Origin of the sequence: Tumebacillus flagellatus (assembly GCF_000714935.1) — a bacterium.
Classification (GTDB): Bacteria; Bacillota; Bacilli; order Tumebacillales; family Tumebacillaceae; genus Tumebacillus; species Tumebacillus flagellatus.
The window spans coordinates 71559-89285 of sequence record NZ_JMIR01000012.1 but is presented as its reverse complement, the minus strand read 5'-3'; the positions used below and the strand labels follow the sequence as shown (position 1 = coordinate 89285).

The following is a 17727-nucleotide window of genomic DNA, read 5'->3' as shown; positions in this document are numbered from 1 at the left end:
GATGAAAAAGAAAAACGTCATCACCGGCATTCTGGCAACCACTTTGGCCATGACCGCGCTCGTCGGTTGTTCCAGCTCCTCCAGCAGCACCGACTCCCAAGGCAGCCCGTCCAGCAACGAGAAATTCACCCTGCGCGTCGGCGGCTGGTCTTCCTCGCCGGAAGAGCAGAAGATGCTCGACACCCAAATCGCAGGCTTCAAAGCGACCCACCCGAACATCGACGTCAAATTTGAGCCGGTCGTCGGCGACTACCTGCAAAAACTCCAACCGATGATCGCCTCGAAAACCGAGCCGGACATCTTCTACCTCGACGCGAACGTCGCGCCGGATTTCATGGATAAGGGCGTCATCGAACCGATCGACGACCTCGCCCAAAAACACAACGTCAACTTTGGCGACTACGAAGACGCGGCGCTCAAAGCGTTCCAATGGAACGGCAAGACCTACGGCCTCCCGAAAGACTACAACACCCTCGCGCTGTTCTACAACAAAGAGATGTTCGACAAAGCGGGCATCACGGCACCGCCGAAGAACTGGGACGAACTGCGCGCCGACGCACAAAAGCTCACCAAGGACGGCGTGACCGGCTTCTCGATCTCCGCGGAACTGCCGCGCTACCAACCGTTCCTCGTACAAGCGGGCGGCTCGGTGTACGCGGACGGCAAAGCGACTCTGAACAATCCGGCGAACGCAACGGCGCTCGACTTCATCTACCGCGACATGATGGTCAAAGACAAGATCGCGGCGTACCCGAAAACGCTTGGCGTCGACTGGTCGGGCGACGCGTTTGCGAACCAAAAAGCCGCGATGGTCGTCGAAGGCTCTTGGCTGATCCCGCACATGGCGCAAAAAGCGCCGAACGTGAAGTACGGCATCGCGGAACTTCCGGTCAAGGACGGCGGTAAACCGTCGAACATGATCTTCACCGTCGCCTACGCGCTCTCCAAAAACTCCAAGCACAAGGACGACGCGATGGACTTGATGGCGTACCTGACCGGCACCGAAGGGCAAAAAGTCACCGTCGAAGGCGGCTTGGCGCTCCCGACCCTCAAAGCGATGGGCAAGGAATACGCGACGAAGTACCCGGAGCGTGAAGCGTTCGTCAAGGGCGCGTCGTACGCGCTGCCGTTCCAATACGGCGTCGTCGGCACCAAGTTGACCGACGCCGCGAACAAAGCGGCCGAAGCGATCGTTCTCGGCGCGAAGCCGGACGGCAAATCGGCGCTGGACGAAGCGCAAAGCAAACTGTAAGAACACCGCGGCACCACACGCATTTTTGGAAAAAATGGCCCGTCGCGCGGCGGGTCCTTTTTTTCCACACCAGGCAGAGGAGGGAGTAAGATGCGCAATCGCGGTGATCTTGCAACCGGGTATCTGTTCGTCTTGCCCGTTGTCGTCTCGTTGGCGGTCTTTCTGATCGGACCGATCTTCTATGCGCTGTACATCAGCTTTCATCACTTCTCGTTTTTGGCGCCGGACCATGCGACTTGGGCGGGGCTTGGCAATTACACGAAACTTTTCCACGACCCTCGTTTCCTGCGGGCGCTTGGCAACACCTCGCTGTATTCCCTTGGCGTCGTGCCGATCCAGATTGCGATCGCGCTGATGCTGGCCCTCATCGTTGATTCCAAAATCAAAGGCAAGACGTTCTTCCGTGTCGTGTACTTTCTGCCTACCGTCACGTCCACCGTTGCGGTCTCCGTCATGTTCATGTACCTGTTCAAAAACGACGGCCTCGTCAACCTGCTGCTCGGCAAACTCGGCATCCCGACGTTCGACTGGTTCAACTCGCTGACGTTTGCGTTGCCGTCCGTGATGGGGATGGCGATCTGGACGACGGTGGGACAGTTCATGGTGATCTACTTGGCGGGTCTCCAAGACATTCCGCAAGAGCTCTACGAAGCGGCGGAAGTGGACGGAGCGACGCCGTGGCAGCGGCTGCGCTTTATCACGTGGCCGATGCTGAAACCGACGACGTTTTTTATCTTGATCATGTCGATCATCGGGTGCTTTCAAGTGTTTGACCAGATGTACGTCGTCTCCAAGGGCGAGGGCGGCCCGCAAGACCGCACGCTCTCCGTGGTGTTCTACCTGTACCGGTCGGCGTTCAAGGACTTCGACATGGGGTACGCGTCGGCGATGGCGTTCGTGCTGTTCCTGATCATCTTGATCTTGACGGTGATTCAGCGCAAGTTCTTCCAAGAAGAAACTCACTAGGGGAGGGGGATCAACAGATGAAGAAGCTTTGGCGCACGCTGTTCTACTGTGTGGTCATCGGATATGCGGTGTTGACCCTGATCCCGTTTGCGTGGTCGATCCTCACGTCGATGAAATCGACGCCGGACATGGACAAATTCTGGGTACCGCTCTCAAGCCTGACGCTCGACAACTATACCTACATCGTGACGAAGTTTCCGTTCTTCCGCTGGTTGTTGAACTCGGTGATCGTGGCGGGGTCGGTGACGATCGGCAACTTGCTGTTCAACACCTTGGCGGGCTATGCGTTGGCGCGCATCAAGTTTCCGGGGCGCGGGTTGCTTTTCTACATCGTGTTGGCGGTGATGATGGTGCCCGGACAAGTTGTGATGATTCCGGTGTACATCATGCTTGCGAACTGGGGATGGATCAACACGTACCAAGGATTCATCCTTCCGTTTCTCACCTCGTCGTTTGGCATCTTCATGATGCGTCAGTTCTTCCTGGCGCTGCCGGTCGACTTGGAAGAAGCGGCGTTGATCGACGGGCTGTCGCGTTGGGGGATTTTTTTCCGAATTGCCTTGCCGCTGGCGAAACCGGCGCTGGCGGCGCAGACGATCTTCATGTTCCTCGGCAACTGGAACTCGTTTATGTGGCCGTCGCTGCTGGCGTCGTCGGACGACATGTTCACGCTTCCGGTGGGTCTGAACTCGTTTCACTGGCAGTACGTTGCCTATTGGAACCAAGACTTGGCGGGCACGATGTTCATGACGATCCCGATGCTGATCGTGTTCTTGATCTTCCAGAAGTGGTTCATCAAGGGCATTGCGACCTCCGGGCTCAAATAGTTGGGAAAAAGCGGCGTGCGAACAGGTGCCGCTTTTTTTGTGCAATCGTTTGCTCTGCAGGGTATACTGAAGGAAACAAACCAAACATCTGGAGGCTTTCACATGGAACGCAAATGGTGGAAAGAAGGCACCGTGTATCAAATCTACCCGCGCAGTTTTGCCGATTCGAACGGCGACGGCATCGGCGACATCCCGGGCATCATCTCGAAGCTAGAGTACCTCAAAAACCTCGGCATCGACATCATCTGGTTGAGCCCGGTCTATAAATCGCCGAACGACGACAACGGCTATGACATCTCCGACTACCAAGACATCATGGACGAATTCGGCACCATGCAGGATTGGGACACGTTGCTCGCCGAAATGCATGCGCGGGGCATGAAGCTGATCATGGACCTCGTCGTCAACCATTCCTCCGACGAGCACCGTTGGTTCGTGGAGTCCCGCAAGTCCAAAGACAACCCGTACCGCGACTACTACATCTGGCGTCCGGGCGGCGAGGGCAACTGCGAGCCGAACAATTGGGAATCGTGCTTCTCCGGTTCGGCGTGGCAGCATGACGAGCAGACGAATGAATACTTCCTGCACCTCTTCTCCAAAAAACAACCGGACCTCAACTGGGAGAACCCGAAAGTCCGCCAAGAAGTATACGACATGATGACGTGGTGGCTGGACAAAGGCATCGACGGTTTCCGCATGGACGTCATCAACATGATCTCCAAAGTCGAAGGCATGCCGTCCGCACCGCCCCAAGAAGGCCGCAAGTACGTCTGGGGCGGCGAATACTTCATGAACGGCCCGCGCATCCACGACTACCTGCGTGAAATGAACGAAAAAGTCCTCTCCCGCTACGACATCATGACCGTCGGCGAAACGCCGGGCGTCACGCCGGAAGAAGCGGCGAACTACGTTCACGAAGACCGTCATGAACTGAACATGCTGTTCCAATTCGAGTTGATGGACATCGACTCGGGCAACGGCAAATGGGACGTGCGACCGTACAAACTGACCGACCTGAAGCGGATCCTGTCGAAGTGGCAATACGGTCTCGGGCACGGCAAGGGCTGGAACTCGCTGTACATGAACAACCACGACCAACCGCGCATGGTGTCGCGCTTTGGAGACGACCGGACGTTCCGACTGGAATCGGCGAAGATGCTGGGCACGCTGTTGCATACGCAACAGGGGACGCCGTACGTCTACCAAGGCGAAGAGATCGGCATGACGAACGTTAAGTTCGAGTCCATCGACCAATACCAAGACATCGAAACCCTGAACATGTACCACGAAAAAGTGAACCAGCAAGGTGCCGACCCTGCCAAGGTCATGGAATCGATCTACATCAAGGGGCGCGACAACGCGCGCACGCCCATGCAATGGGACGACAGCCCGAACGCGGGTTTCACCACGGGCACGCCGTGGCTCCAAGTCAACCCGAACTACACGGAGATCAACGCCAAGCAAGCGGTGTCCGACCCGAACTCCATCTACAACTATTACAAGCGCCTGATCCAAACGCGCAAAAACAACCTCGTCCTGATCTACGGGGAGTTCGACGAACTCCTGAAAGACAGTGAGACGTTCTACGTCTACACCCGAACGCTCGGTGACGAGCGAGCCCTGATCGTGCTGAACTTCACCAAAACCGACCAAACCTTCGAGCTCCCGTCAGACGTCACCTACAACGGCTTCGAGCTCCTGATTTCCAACTACGACGTCGACCCGACCCAAGACATCCGCACCTTCACCACCCGCCCGTATGAAGCGCGCGTGTATCGCTTAAAGTAAAACATAGAATCTTTTCCCGAACGCCGGGCAAACAGGTCCCCACCCGTAGGCGACCACCCAGCCTCCGCAAGCAAGCAAACAAACCGCCCCACCCACACAGAAAAACAAACGCCCTACCGCTCACCCCATGCGGACCAGGGCGTTTTTTTCAAAAAAAGGAGTGCACAAACCATGCTCACACTCAACGGCACCTGGCACGCTACCCCCGACCCGGCGAAAACCTACGACTCCCTCCACCTCCACTGGGAGGACGCGCCAAACCTCACCTGGCACCCGATCCAAGTCCCGTCCCACTGGCAAACCCAACCGACGCCGTTCGCCGACTACCAAGGCACCGTCTGGTACAAGTGCGAATTCACCACCCCCGCCCTCGACCCGTCCAAACACTACCACCTCCACTTCAGCGGCGTCGACTACTGGAGCGAAGTCTGGCTCAACGGCATCTACCTCGGCGCGCACGAAGGCGACTTCGACCTCTTCGAATACGAAGTCACCCAATACCTCACGCCCCATCAGCCCAACCGCCTGATCGTCAAAGTCACCGCCGACCTCGACGCCAACCCGGAACAGAAGTCGATTGTGAAGGGCGGCCTCTACCACTGGGATTGCCTCCCGATCCGCCAAGGAGTGATCCCCGACTTCCCGGAGGTCCCGTCCTCCTCCAACCCGCAATACCCGAACCCGGTCCGCAACCCCGGTGGCATCTGGCGCGACGTCACCCTGCTGGAACGCGACTCCGCCTACATCAAAAACATCCTCGTCCACCCCGAACTCCAAGCGGACGGACGAGCGCTCGTCCACGTCGACATCGAAACCTGCAACCACGGCACCGCCTCCCTGCGTCCCGTGCTCAAAGTCGACATTGAGCCCTGCAACTTCGAACCGGCGCGCTACCACTCCGCCGTCTCCGCCAAGATCCGTCCGGGCCTCGCCCGCACGACTATTTCCTTGGAAATCGACAACCCCAAACTCTGGTGGACCCGCGACCTCGGCGACCAAAATCTCTACCGCTGCACCGTCGAACTGGTCGTCGACGGCACCAAAATCGACACCGCATCCAAAACTTTCGGTCTGCGCGACGTCCGCCTGCACGAGGACTGGACCTTCACCCTCAACGGAAAGCGGCTGTTCCTCAAAGGAACGAATTACCTCTCCGACCAGTTCCTCTCCCAAGTCACCCGCTCCGACTACGAACGCGACGTCCAGCTCATGCTCGACGCCAACTTCAACATGATCCGCGTCTTCGCCCACCAAGAGCGCGAAGATTTCTACGACCTCTGCAACGAAAAGGGCCTCCTGCTCTTTCAGGACCTGCCCTTCCAATGGGGCTACCAAAGCACGCCGGACTTCATCCTCCGCGCCAAGGAAGTCGTCACCCGCTACGTCCAGCAACTCCAACACCACCCGTCCGTCGCCCTCTGGTCGATCCACAGCGAATCGAGGCTCTACGATTACAACAAACTCGACCAAGTGCTGCTCCACCACGTCCGCGCCCTCGATCCGACGCGCCCGGTGCACCGCAATTCCGTGCTCGCCGACTACGGAGACCTCCCGCACGCCTTTCGCGACATCGAGACGTACGGCGATTACATCCCGCCGCATCTGACCGTTCACTGGGTCGGCTGGTACTGGGGCGAACTGCGGGACAAGGAGCACTACAACCCGATGTTCATCAGCGAATACGGCACCCAATCCGTCCCAAACCGCGAATCGCTGGAGAAATTCATTCCTTCCGACGCCCTTTGGCCGCCAAATTGGGACGTTTGGAAAAAACACGGCTTCCAATTGGCCACCTATGAGAAAAACCTCGGCCCCGTCCCCGAAACCTTGGAAGAGCTGATCGAGAGAAGCCAAGCGTACCAAGCCCGTTTTTACAAAGAACACACCGAAACCCTTCGCCGAAAAAAATACAACAATGTAAAAGGCATCCTCACTTTCCATTTCGTCAACTGCTGGCCGGCGATCGACTGGTCGATCCTCGACTACTACCGCCGGCCCAAACTCGCGTACGCCGCGATCGCCAAAGCGTTCGCCCCGTTGCATTTGAGCTTCAAGGGCACCGTCAAACCGGGCTGGGCGTCCCTTGAACCGTGGGTGGTCAACGACTACCCGCACAGCTGCGAGCGCCTGCGCGTGCTGTTCACGGTCTCCACGGAAAGCGGCGAACTCCTGAACCAAGGCGAAGCGAACGCCGACTTCATCGCCCCCGACAGCGCGACTCAACTGGCGGGACACGACCTCCCGATCCCCGCCGGTCTCACGCGCGTTCACGTCACGGGACGGCTGGTCAACGAGCAAGGAGAGACGCTGTTTGAAAACGACGCCTGGCTCTACCCGCTCTCCGAGCCCGCGGATATCGAAACGGCAGCCGACGCCAAAGTCGGGCTCTGAACCCTCCCGGCCCTCCTGCCGAACTCAACTGGACAGCACTCGCAATCCGCTTGCGGGCGGCTGTCTTTTTTACAAATGTAAGTGCGGTCATACTGCTTGCATACAGATGAAATGACGTCGCTCAGCCCGCCTCTTCCGTTTGCCGAAAAAAGTCGAAAAACCACGAAAAACATCAAGTTTTCTCCTCTTTTGCCGCATCCACAAAGGAAAAAGGAATTTAGTTCACGCGAGGCGAATCAGTCTAAGCAATGGAAAGTTCTTGTAAGAAAGGGGCTCTTGCCGAAATGGATCGGAAAGATAAAAAGGTTCTCATTGTAGATGATCAATATGGCATTCGCGTATTGTTGCAGGAGGTTTTGGATAAGGAAGGCTATACCATTTTCCAAGCACCGAACGGCGTGACCGCACTGGAAATCGTCAAAGAGCACCAACCGGACCTCGTGCTTCTCGATATGAAAATTCCGGGCATGGACGGGCTGGAGATCCTCCGCCACATTCGCACCATCGAGCCCGACACCAAAGTCATCATGATGACCGCGTACGGCGAACTGGACCTGATCAAGGAAGCGACCGTGCTCGGCGCGATCACCCATTTCACCAAGCCGTTTGATATTGACGAACTGCGCCAAGCGGTCAACGCGCAGCTCGTATCGTAAGGGGAGGGTTGTCCGATGGAGAGAGTTGAGAAAGCCATGATCCGTTTGCGAATGAGCTCCCATGACGCCCATTACGGCGGGGATCTCGTGGACGGCGCGCGCATGCTCGGACTGTTCGGCGACGTGGCGACGGAATTGTTGATTCGTCTGGACGGCGACGAAGGTCTGTTCGTCGCGTACGACAAAGTGGAGTTCAAAGCGCCGGTCTACGCCGGCGACTATATTGAAGCGCACGGCACGGTGACGCAGATCGGCAACACCTCGCGCAAGATGGAATTCCACGCGTACAAAGTCATCCGCGGCAACATCGACCCCGACAACCCGTCGGCGGCGGAAGTGTTGGAAGAGCCGATTCTCGTCACGTACGCCAGCGGCACCTGCGTCACTCCGAAAGACAAACAACGTCTGAAGCGGGAGGAAGCGTAGATGGAGAAGCTGATTATCACGGTCGCCCTCGACGGCGCGGAAGTCACGCGCGAACAGCAGCCGCACTTGCCGCTCACACCGGACGAAATCGCCGACGCGGCGTACGAAGCGTGGAAAGCGGGCGCGTCGATTGCGCATGTGCACGCGCGCGACGCGGCCGGCAACCCGACGCAAGACAAGGAAATCTACCGTCAGATCATCGAAAAAATCTCCGCGAAGTGCGACATCATCGTCCAAGTTTCCACGGGCGGTGCTGTTGGCATGACCGCAGAAGAACGCCTGCAACCGGTCACGCTCAAGCCGGAGATGGCGACGCTTACCGTCGGTACCGTCAATTTCGGCGACGATGTGTTCATGAACACGCCGAAGGACATCGAAGCGTACGCCCAAGCGATGCAAGAGCACGGCGTGCGCCCGGAATTGGAGATCTTCGACGTGGGCATGATAAACAACGCCCTGCGCTTGCTCAAAAAGGGACTCGTCACCGCGCCGCTGCACTTTGATTTCGTTCTCGGCGTGCCGGGCGCGATTCCGGGAACGATCGAGAACCTCCAGTACATGGTCAATCAGATTCCGGCGGGCTCGACTTGGTCGGTGGCCGGCGTCGGCAGAGCCCAATTGCCGCTGAACACGATGGCGATTTTGCTGGGCGGCCACGTGCGCGTCGGGTTTGAAGACAACATCTACTACGAAAAAGGCGTTCTGGCAACGTCCAACGCGCAGTTCGTCGAGCGCATCGTCCGTCTTGCCAAGGAGCTGGGCCGGGAAGTCGCCACCGCGCAAGAGGCACGAAAAATCTTGGGCATCTCCCCTGTCAATGTCGGCTGAAAAGCGGTATGATAGGGAGTAGAAACCAAGATACAGCTTACAGATAGAACATTTTCCAGATAGGACGGAGGAGGCTACATAATGGCATTTGCATCCTTTAAGGAAGTATTGCTGGACGGTCTCAAGAACGGCTATGCAGTCGGTCAGTTCAACATGAACAACTTGGAATTCACCCAAGCGATCGTCGAAGCGGCGAACGAAGAGAAATCTCCGGTGATTCTCGGCTGCTCCGAAGGCGCAATCAAGTACATGGGCATCGACTACACCGTCGCAATGGCGCGCGTGGCGGCAGAAACCGCGAAAGTTCCGGTCATCCTGCACCTCGACCACGGCCCGAGCTTCGAGTACGTCGTCAAGTGCGTGCGCGCAGGTTTCTCCTCGATCATGATCGACGCATCTCACTACGCGCTCGAACAAAACATCGAGTTGACCAAGCGCGTTGTCGACCTGTGCCACCCGCTGGGCATTGAAGTCGAGGGCGAACTGGGCCGCATCGGCGGCACCGAGGACGACCTGACCGTCGACGAGCGCGACGCGACCCTGGCTCTGCCGGAAGAAGCGAAGCGTCTGGTCGAAGAGTCCGGCATCGACGCGCTGGCACCGGCGATCGGTTCCGCGCACGGCGTGTACGTCGGCAAACCGGAACTGGCTTTCGGCCGTCTCCAAGAAATCCGCGATCTGCTCCCGAACACCCCGATGGTTCTCCACGGCGGTTCCGGCATCCCGGACGAAGACATCCGCAAAGCGATTTCGCTTGGCGTCTCCAAAATCAACGTCAACACCGAAAACCAAATCGCGCTGACCAACACGATCCGCGAGATCTTTGCGAAAGACGCGAAAGTATATGACCCGCGCAAGTACCTCGGCCCGGGCAAAGCTGCGATCAAGGAAGTCGTCAAGGAAAAAATGCGCCTGTTCGGGTCTTCCGGTCGCGCGTAAGAGAACGGGATTTTTCACATCCTAGTTCTAGAACGTGAGGAGGGAACTCAACAGTGAAATTTTTTCTTGATACTGCCAATGTAGCAGACATTCGAAAAGCAAACGAACTCGGCGTCATCGCCGGCGTTACGACCAACCCGTCGCTCGTCGCGAAGGAAGGCGGCGATTTCCACGCGATGCTGCGTGAAATCGTGCAAATCGTCGACGGCCCGATCTCTGCGGAAGTCATTTCTCTCGATGCGGAAGGCATGGTCGAAGAGGGCCTGAAGCTCTCGGAAATCCATCCGAACATCACCATCAAGCTTCCGATGACGCTGGAAGGTCTGAAAGCGTGCCATCAATTCGCGAAGCGCGGCATCAAAACCAACGTCACGTTGATCTTCACCGCGAACCAAGCGCTGATGGCGGCGCGCGCAGGCGCAACGTTCGTCTCGCCGTTCCTCGGTCGTCTCGACGACATCTCGACGGACGGCATGGGCCTGATCAACGATATCGTGCAAATCTTCACCGTGCACGGCATCGACACCGAGATCATCGCGGCGTCGATCCGTCATCCGATCCATGTCACCCAAGCCGCGATGGCAGGTGCGCACATCGGGACGATGCCTTACAACGTGCTGACCTCTCTCGTCAAGCATCCGCTCACCGATGCCGGGATCGAGCGCTTCTTGAAAGACTGGGAAGGCATGAAGAAATAAGACAAGCGTGAACTTCCAAGCACCTCTTCGTTCTTAGGAGGTGCTTGTTTTTCTGTGTAAATCTGTCTGATGGAGCGAAGAAAGGGGCTAGACCCGTTCATGAACGCATCTTCTTGGGTCCCGTTGGGAGCCTCCCTGATTTCGCTGTGGTTCGCCGTGCTGCTGTTCCGGCAATATGCGGGCCGCAAGCGGCTGTACCAATTGTGGTGGGCGATCTCCATGTTGTCGTACGCCTGCGCGTCGTTTGGAGAATTCTACGCGCTGGCGTACGGCTGGAGCCCGTCGATGTACAAGTTCTACTATTTCAACGCCGTTTCGCTGGTGGCGATCATGGCGGCCGGCGAGATGTACATGCTGTTTAAGAGCAAGATTGGACATGTGTATCTCGTGATCATGATCGCGCTGATGGCGACGCTCGCAGCCCTGCTTGTGACGGCGGTGCCCGACCCGTCGGTCATAGGGCATCACGATGCGGCGATCGGCGGCAACGCGCTGCCCAAGGGCTCGGTGATCCGCTCGGTGTTCCCGCCGATTCTCTCCGGCGTCGGAGGTTTGATTTTGATCTTCGGCCCGCTCTGGTCGTGGTGGAAGTCCCGTTTCAGCGGCAACCTGTTCATTGCCGCCGGAGCGGTGCTTCTCTCCGTGGTGGGGCGGTTGGCGGTACTCGGGGTTCCGGAGTGGTTGCCGCTCGGTGAATTGATCGGCATCGCCGTGATCTTCTACGGCGTGTTCGGCTGGTCGCGGCTCAAAAAATCATGAAACGTGATATGATAACGAAGTGAGTCACTTTGAAAGGGGATCAAACACCTATGAGCAACATGATGGACGCTTACCAAATTATCGAATTCATCCAAAAAAGCGAGAAGAAAACCCCGGTTAAAGTACATATCAAAGGCACCGACCTCGAAAGCATCGACTTCGGAGCAAACACCAAAACTTTTATCACCGGCAACGTCGGTGTGATCTTCGGCGACTGGAAAGAAGTTGGCCCGGCACTGATCGCCGCCGGTGAGAAAATTGCGGACTACGTCGTGGAAAACGACCGCCGCAACTCGGCGATCCCGCTGCTCGACATGAAAAACATCAAAGCCCGCATCGAGCCGGGCGCGATCATCCGCGAACAAGTGGAGATCGGCGACAACGCGATCATCATGTTCGGCGCTTCGATCAACATCGGCGCGGTGATCGGCGAAGGCACGATGATCGACATGAACGCGGTCGTCGGCGGTCGCGGTACGATCGGCAAAAACTGCCACATCGGCGCAGGGGCGGTTGTTGCGGGCGTGGTGGAACCGCCGTCCGCAACTCCGGTCATCATCGAAGACGACGTGCTCGTCGGCGCGAACGCGGTCATCCTCGAAGGCGTGCGCGTGGGCAAGGGCTCTGTCGTCGCGGCGGGCGCGGTCGTCACGCAAGACGTTCCGGCGGGCGTCGTCGTGGCAGGGGCTCCGGCGCGCATCATCAAGGACATCGACGCGAAAACCAAGTCCAAGACGGAGATCATGCAAGCTCTGCGTCAACTGTAAGGGGAGAGCCGCATGCCGACCTTGGAATTGGAACGCTACATTCAGATCCGCCGGGATCTGCACCAGATCCCGGAACCGGGTTTCCAAGAGTTCAAGACCCAGCAGTACCTGCTTGACTACATCGCAAAACTCCCGCAGGAGCGCTTGGAAGTCAAGACGTGGCGCACCGGCATCCTCGTGCGGGTCCAAGGCACCAACCCGTCGCGCACGCTGGCGTACCGCGCGGACATGGACGCGCTGGCGATTTCGGAAGAGACATCGTATGAGTTCAAATCGACGCATCCGGGCTTTATGCACGCGTGCGGTCACGATGTGCACATGACGATCGGCCTTGGCGTGTTGACCCACTTCGCGCAGGCGGAGAACGCGGTGGACGACAACTTGCTGTTTCTCTTCCAACCGGCGGAGGAAGGCCCCGGCGGGGCGCTGCCGATGATGCAGAGCGACGAGTTTCAAGCGTGGCGTCCCGATCGGATTTTTGCGTTGCATATCGCGCCGGAGTATCCGGTCGGCACCATCGCGACCAAACCGGGCATCTTGTTTGCGAACACGTCGGAGCTGTTCATCGACTTGATCGGCAAGGGCGGCCATGCGGCGTTCCCGCATACGGCAAACGACATGGTGGTGGCGCAGGCGCACTTGGCGACACAGTTGCAAAGCATCGTGGCGCGCAACCTCGACCCGCTGGATTCCGGTGTCGTCACGGTCGGCAAGATTGAGGCGGGCACCCGCCAGAACATCATCGCCGAGCGGGCGCGTTTGGAAGGGACGATTCGGACGTTCTCGATGGAATCGATGGCAAAGATCAAATCGCGCATCGAAGCGTTGGTCAAGGGGATTGAGATCGGGTTTGAGTGCCGGGCGGAGATCGACTACGGGTCGAACTACTGCCAAGTGTACAACGACGAAGCGGTGACGCTTGATTTCATGAACTGGCTGCGCGAGTCGGGAGAAGCGACGTTGGTGGAAGCCAAGGAAGCGATGACGGGCGAAGACTTCGGCTATTTCCTCGCCGAAATCCCCGGCTTGATGTTCTGGCTGGGAGCCGACACGCCGTACGGCTTGCATCACGCCAAGATCGAACCGAGCGAGAATGCGATCGGCGTGGCGATCAACGTCATGACGAAGTACCTCGCCAAAGCGGCAACGAAGTAATAAGAAGGGTCTCTCCCGCGCATTTGTGTGCGGAAGAGACCCTTTTGTATGCGTACACGCGCATGAGACAACTTATCCAAAGCAACTTCTGTGCAGGCTGTTATCTATTCGTGTGAAACCCGTGTACGGCAGAGACTCGTTTCGTGTGAATCTTGTGTGCAGGCAGAGAACCTCTTCTTGCGGGAATCCTGTGCGGGAGAGTTCCTTTTTTCCTACCCGCCGAACGCCGCTTTCACCTGAGAGATCAACTGCTCGTTGGGCGTATCCAGCCAGAGCTTCATCCTCGCGACCATCGCCGGATCAATGTCATCCAGCGCTTGCTCCAAATCGGCGCGCGTGGCAGTCTTCTGCGCGTTCTTAATGTAATACTGCTTCAGGAACTTGAAAAACTTCTCGTCCCCCATCTGACTCCGCAAGTCATGGTACATCAAGATCGGACGCAGATAGCTGTAGTAATAATGCGCCTGCGACGTGGCATACGACCCGTACGGAACGGCGGTCTGCCCGTTCAGCACCCCGGCGGAAGTGCCGGGCTTGTACGGCGAGTACGTGTCGCCCGCTTTGAAACGCTGCCAATACTCTGCGATCCAGTTCTGATAAGCCCCCTCGCCTTGCCGCGTCTCCATCTCGATCAGCGCCAGGTAATCCGCCAACCCCTCGTCCAACCACGGCGTCTCCGCTTCGTAATTCCCCACGGTGTTGTAAAACCACACATGCCCGATCTCATGCGCTATCCAATGCTGTGGATCGTCATACCCCCACAAGTCCTCCGAAAAAAGCGCCAAGTTCGGCAACTCATGCGCATAGATCGTTCCGCTTGGCAACTCCAGCACCGTCAGCACCGGATTCGGATCGATCCCCACGTCTTGGGAATACGTACTCACCGCCGACCGCGCCAACTCCACCGTCTGTGCGAGCTTCGCCGGATCGACCGTCGCCACGACGACGTGCGTCCCGTACCCCGTCTCAAACGCCGCCTCTTGAAATCCGCGCCCGCCGACCAGCGCAAAATTGCGGACTTTCTCCGCTTGCCACACCGACACGACGCGCCCGCCGTCCGCCGCAGTTTCCGAAAGTTTCTGCCCCGAGCCGTACCACTTGTAGCCGGCGGGCGCGTTCCACTCGATCCGGTAGTTCCCCAAATCCATGAGGAACGGGTCGCCAAACCCAAGAGAATCGGGACGCGGCATCCATTTCCCGTCGCGCTCGACGGCGAGCACCGGATACCAATAACACATCGTCGCTACGCCCTTATAGATCCCAAACCGTTTCGCGCTTTCCGGCACCGTCACGTCAAACGTCAGCGTCACCGTCTGCGGCCCGCTCGCGGGGGCGGCTTGCACGGTCAACTGCGAGTCGTTCACGTCGAACTTCACCGCTTGTCCGTTCAATTTCACGTCGCGAATTTGCAAGGCACCAGCAGGGGTATATAAATAGAAGGGGATTCCGTCCAACTGCAACTGCGGCAAAGTCACCGTCTCTTCGGCGGTGATCAACCGCTTGCCCTCGTCCCAGTACGCTTTGATCGCGTACGACGACTCATGCGGCGTCGGAGCCGTCAAGGGCTGAACCTGCAACGGCTTCTCCCCAAACCAGCGGTGGTACGTCTCTTTCAACACCGGCGTCCACCCCTCCGGCGGACGCAGCACGATGCCCAAGATCACCAGCGTCGACAACAGCGTCAACATCATCGAATACAACCACAACCCCAGACGCTTCCGTCGCATCTTGCCGCCTCCATCCGTTCCAATCCAAGCCCAACCCACTTCGACAAGATTGACAAGCTCTCCTGCATAAAATGGTATAACACATTACCGCCAATGTGCTATAATGTTGGCGAAAGAACGCACACGAAACGGAGATGACCTCATAGATGGAACGTGAACTTGCGCTTGAGATCGTACGCGTCACCGAAGCAGCAGCCCTCGCCGCCGCACGCTGGGTCGGGTCGGGCAAGAAAAACGAAGCGGACAACGCCGCGACCACCGCGATGCGGGCGATGTTTGATTCGGTCAACATGAAAGGGACCGTCGTCATCGGCGAAGGCGAGATGGACGAGGCTCCGATGCTCTACATCGGGGAGCGTTTGGGCGCCGGCTGGGGGCCGAAGCTCGACGTTGCCGTCGATCCGCTGGAAGGCACGAACATCGTCGCCAAGGGGCTGTGGAACGGCTTGACCGTCGTTGCCGTCGCTCCGAAAGGCACCCTGTTGCACGCACCCGACATGTACATGGAAAAGCTGGCGGTCGGCCCGCGCGCCAAGGGACTCGTGCACCTCGACGCCACCGTCAAGGAAAACCTCGAGGCCGTCGCCAAAGCGTCGAATAAGAAAGTCTCGGACGTCGTCGCCACTCTCCTCGACCGCGAGCGCCACGGCGCGCTGATCGAAGAGATCCGCTCGGCGGGCGCCCGGATCAAACTGATCTCCGACGGCGACGTCGCCGCGGCGATCAACACTTGCTTTGAAGAGACCGGCGTGGACATCATGTTCGGCTCCGGCGGCGCTCCGGAAGGCGTCTTGGCAGCGGCGGCGATCAAATGCCTGGGCGGAGAGTTCCAAGGCCGTCTGAAGCCGGAGAACGAAGCGGAAGTGGAGCGCTGCATCTCGATGGGCCTCGAAGACCCGCACAAAATCCTGCTGCTCGACGACCTCGTCAAAGGCGACGACGCGATTTTTGCCGCGACCGGCGTCACCGACGGCGAACTGCTCAAGGGCGTGCGCTTCCTCGGCAACTCGATTTCCACCACGCACTCGGTCGTCATGCGCGCCAAGACGGGCACCGTGCGCTTCGTCGACGCTCGCCACAACCTCGAACAAAAACCGCATCTCGTGATGGTCTAACGCCTGTTTGGCGGGGGATGTAAGCGAAGTTTAATTAGAATAATTTTTGCATACACGAGTTCATGGGCGGGAAAAGTGGTATAATAAAGGATATTTAGGACTGAATTTGAATTGAAGGTGACGGTTCCTTGCCCATGAACATGAACGAATTGGAAGACATGAAACTGCCCGACTTATACAAGTTGGCCAAGCAATTTGAAATCCCGTACTACGGTACGCTCAAGAAAAAGGAACTGGTCTTCGCCATCCTCCGCGCCCAAGCCGAAGAAGAGGGCCTGCTGTTTGCGGAAGGCGTGCTTGAGATCATGCAGGACGGCTACGGGTTCCTGCGTCCCACCGGTTATTTGCCTTCCTCCGAAGACATTTACGTGGCGGCATCGCAGATTCGCCGCTTTGACTTGCGCACCGGCGACCGCGTCTCCGGCAAAGTGCGCAAGCCCAAGGAGAACGAGCGCTACTTCGGCCTGCTCCAAGTGGAAGCCGTCAACGGCATGACACCGGAGCAGGCGGCGGAGCGCATCCACTTCCCGGCGCTGACCCCGCTGTTCCCGACACGCAAGATCCAGATGGAAACCTCCCCGGAAAAAATCTCCACCCGCATTATCGACCTGCTCTCTCCGGTCGGCTTCGGCCAGCGCGGTTTGATCGTCGCACCGCCCAAGGCCGGGAAAACCCTCCTGCTCAAGGAAATTGCCAACTCGATCACCACCAACCACCCGCAAGCCGAGCTGTTCGTCCTCTTGATCGACGAGCGCCCCGAGGAAGTCACCGACATGCAGCGCTCCGTCAAAGCAGAAGTCGTGGCGTCCACGTTCGATGAAGTGCCGGAGCATCATATCAAGGTGGCGGAGATGGTCTTGGAGCGAGCGATGCGTCTCGTGGAGCACGGCAAGGACGTTGTGATTCTCGTCGATTCGATTACCCGTCTGACCCGCGCGTACAACCTCGTCATCCCGCCGTCCGGCCGCACTTTGTCCGGCGGTATCGATCCGGCGGCGTTCCACCGCCCGAAGCGTTTCTTCGGCGCGGCGCGCAACATCGAAGAGGGCGGGTCGCTGACCATCCTCGCGACGGCGCTGGTGGAAACCGGTTCGCGGATGGACGATGTGATTTACGAGGAGTTCAAGGGCACGGGCAACATGGAACTGCAACTCGACCGCAAGCTGGCGGAGAAGCGCATCTTCCCGGCGATCGACATCCGCAAGTCGGGCACCCGCCGCGAAGAACTGCTGATGGAACCGGAGCACCTCGATAAGATTTGGGCGATGCGCAAGTCGATGAGCGACAACTCGGACTTCACCGAAGTGCTCTTGCGCCAACTCAAAAAAACCCCGACCAACGACGAGTTTATGGCGGGCGTCGAGGGGCAGAAGGAACAGAAACAATTGAACGAACAAGCCTAAGCATGAGAAGGAACCGGATGCGCATGCATT

At 58.2% G+C, this 17727-nt stretch carries 16 protein-coding genes; 15 read left to right on the top strand and 1 reads right to left on the bottom strand.

Translation table 11 applies throughout. The features are described from left to right. Position 1 precedes the first annotated feature (1 nt). The 13 genes from EL26_RS09890 to EL26_RS09830 all read left to right on the top strand — a co-directional run bounded on the left by EL26_RS09890 (position 2) and on the right by EL26_RS09830 (position 13452). Positions 2-1252 (top strand): ABC transporter substrate-binding protein, encoded by a 1251-nt coding sequence (locus tag EL26_RS09890; protein ID WP_038087585.1) that lies wholly within the window; start codon positions 2-4, stop codon positions 1250-1252. A 90-nt stretch (positions 1253-1342) separates the two neighbouring features. Continuing rightward, positions 1343-2218: a carbohydrate ABC transporter permease gene (locus EL26_RS09885; RefSeq protein WP_038087582.1), complete on the top strand. Its 876-nt coding sequence runs from the start codon at positions 1343-1345 to the stop codon at positions 2216-2218. Between the two features lie 17 nt (positions 2219-2235). Beyond that, entirely contained in the window at positions 2236-3045 is an 810-nt protein-coding gene (locus EL26_RS09880) for a carbohydrate ABC transporter permease (protein WP_038087580.1), read from the top strand. 102 nt (positions 3046-3147) lie between these two features. Then, positions 3148-4833 (top strand): glycoside hydrolase family 13 protein, encoded by a 1686-nt coding sequence (locus EL26_RS09875; protein WP_038087578.1) that lies wholly within the window; start codon positions 3148-3150, stop codon positions 4831-4833. A 171-nt stretch (positions 4834-5004) separates the two neighbouring features. Further along, positions 5005-7224 (top strand): glycoside hydrolase family 2 protein, encoded by a 2220-nt coding sequence (locus EL26_RS09870; protein ID WP_038087575.1) that lies wholly within the window; start codon positions 5005-5007, stop codon positions 7222-7224. A 284-nt stretch (positions 7225-7508) separates the two neighbouring features. Continuing rightward, on the top strand, positions 7509-7880 hold the full coding sequence (locus EL26_RS09865; protein WP_038087571.1) for a response regulator: 372 nt from the start codon (positions 7509-7511) through the stop codon (positions 7878-7880). Between the two features lie 15 nt (positions 7881-7895). Then, on the top strand, positions 7896-8306 hold the full coding sequence (gene kal, locus EL26_RS09860) for a 3-aminobutyryl-CoA ammonia lyase (protein ID WP_038087568.1): 411 nt from the start codon (positions 7896-7898) through the stop codon (positions 8304-8306). Next, a complete protein-coding gene (gene kce, locus EL26_RS09855; RefSeq protein WP_038087565.1) occupies positions 8307-9134 on the top strand; it encodes a 3-keto-5-aminohexanoate cleavage enzyme in 828 nt (275 codons plus the stop codon). A gap of 81 nt (positions 9135-9215) precedes the next feature. Then, positions 9216-10073: a class II fructose-1,6-bisphosphate aldolase gene (gene fba, locus EL26_RS09850; RefSeq protein WP_038087563.1), complete on the top strand. Its 858-nt coding sequence runs from the start codon at positions 9216-9218 to the stop codon at positions 10071-10073. A gap of 53 nt (positions 10074-10126) precedes the next feature. Further along, positions 10127-10771: a fructose-6-phosphate aldolase gene (fsa, locus tag EL26_RS09845; protein ID WP_038087560.1), complete on the top strand. Its 645-nt coding sequence runs from the start codon at positions 10127-10129 to the stop codon at positions 10769-10771. A 99-nt stretch (positions 10772-10870) separates the two neighbouring features. Then, a complete protein-coding gene (locus tag EL26_RS09840; protein WP_038087558.1) occupies positions 10871-11530 on the top strand; it encodes a hypothetical protein in 660 nt (219 codons plus the stop codon). A 50-nt stretch (positions 11531-11580) separates the two neighbouring features. Beyond that, the gene (gene dapD / locus EL26_RS09835; protein ID WP_038087556.1) at positions 11581-12297 is read left to right on the top strand and encodes a 2,3,4,5-tetrahydropyridine-2,6-dicarboxylate N-acetyltransferase; all 717 of its coding nucleotides are present in this window, start codon (positions 11581-11583) and stop codon (positions 12295-12297) included. A gap of 12 nt (positions 12298-12309) precedes the next feature. Then, positions 12310-13452, top strand: coding sequence for an N-acetyldiaminopimelate deacetylase (locus EL26_RS09830; protein ID WP_038087553.1), 1143 nt, complete (start codon positions 12310-12312; stop codon positions 13450-13452). Between the two features lie 212 nt (positions 13453-13664). On the opposite strand, the gene EL26_RS09825 is transcribed toward EL26_RS09830, so the two are convergent. Next, a complete protein-coding gene (locus EL26_RS09825) occupies positions 13665-15179 on the bottom strand; it encodes a M1 family aminopeptidase (RefSeq protein WP_038087551.1) in 1515 nt (504 codons plus the stop codon). 146 nt (positions 15180-15325) lie between these two features. Between EL26_RS09825 and glpX the strand changes: the two genes are divergently transcribed. Together glpX and rho are read left to right on the top strand one after the other, a co-directional pair. Further along, positions 15326-16294 (top strand): class II fructose-bisphosphatase, encoded by a 969-nt coding sequence (glpX, locus tag EL26_RS09820; RefSeq protein WP_038087548.1) that lies wholly within the window; start codon positions 15326-15328, stop codon positions 16292-16294. Between the two features lie 134 nt (positions 16295-16428). Beyond that, positions 16429-17697 carry a transcription termination factor Rho gene (rho, locus tag EL26_RS09815; protein ID WP_038087545.1) on the top strand — a complete coding sequence of 423 codons (1269 nt, stop codon included), beginning with the start codon at positions 16429-16431 and terminating at the stop codon, positions 17695-17697. Positions 17698-17727: the final 30 nt, after the last annotated feature.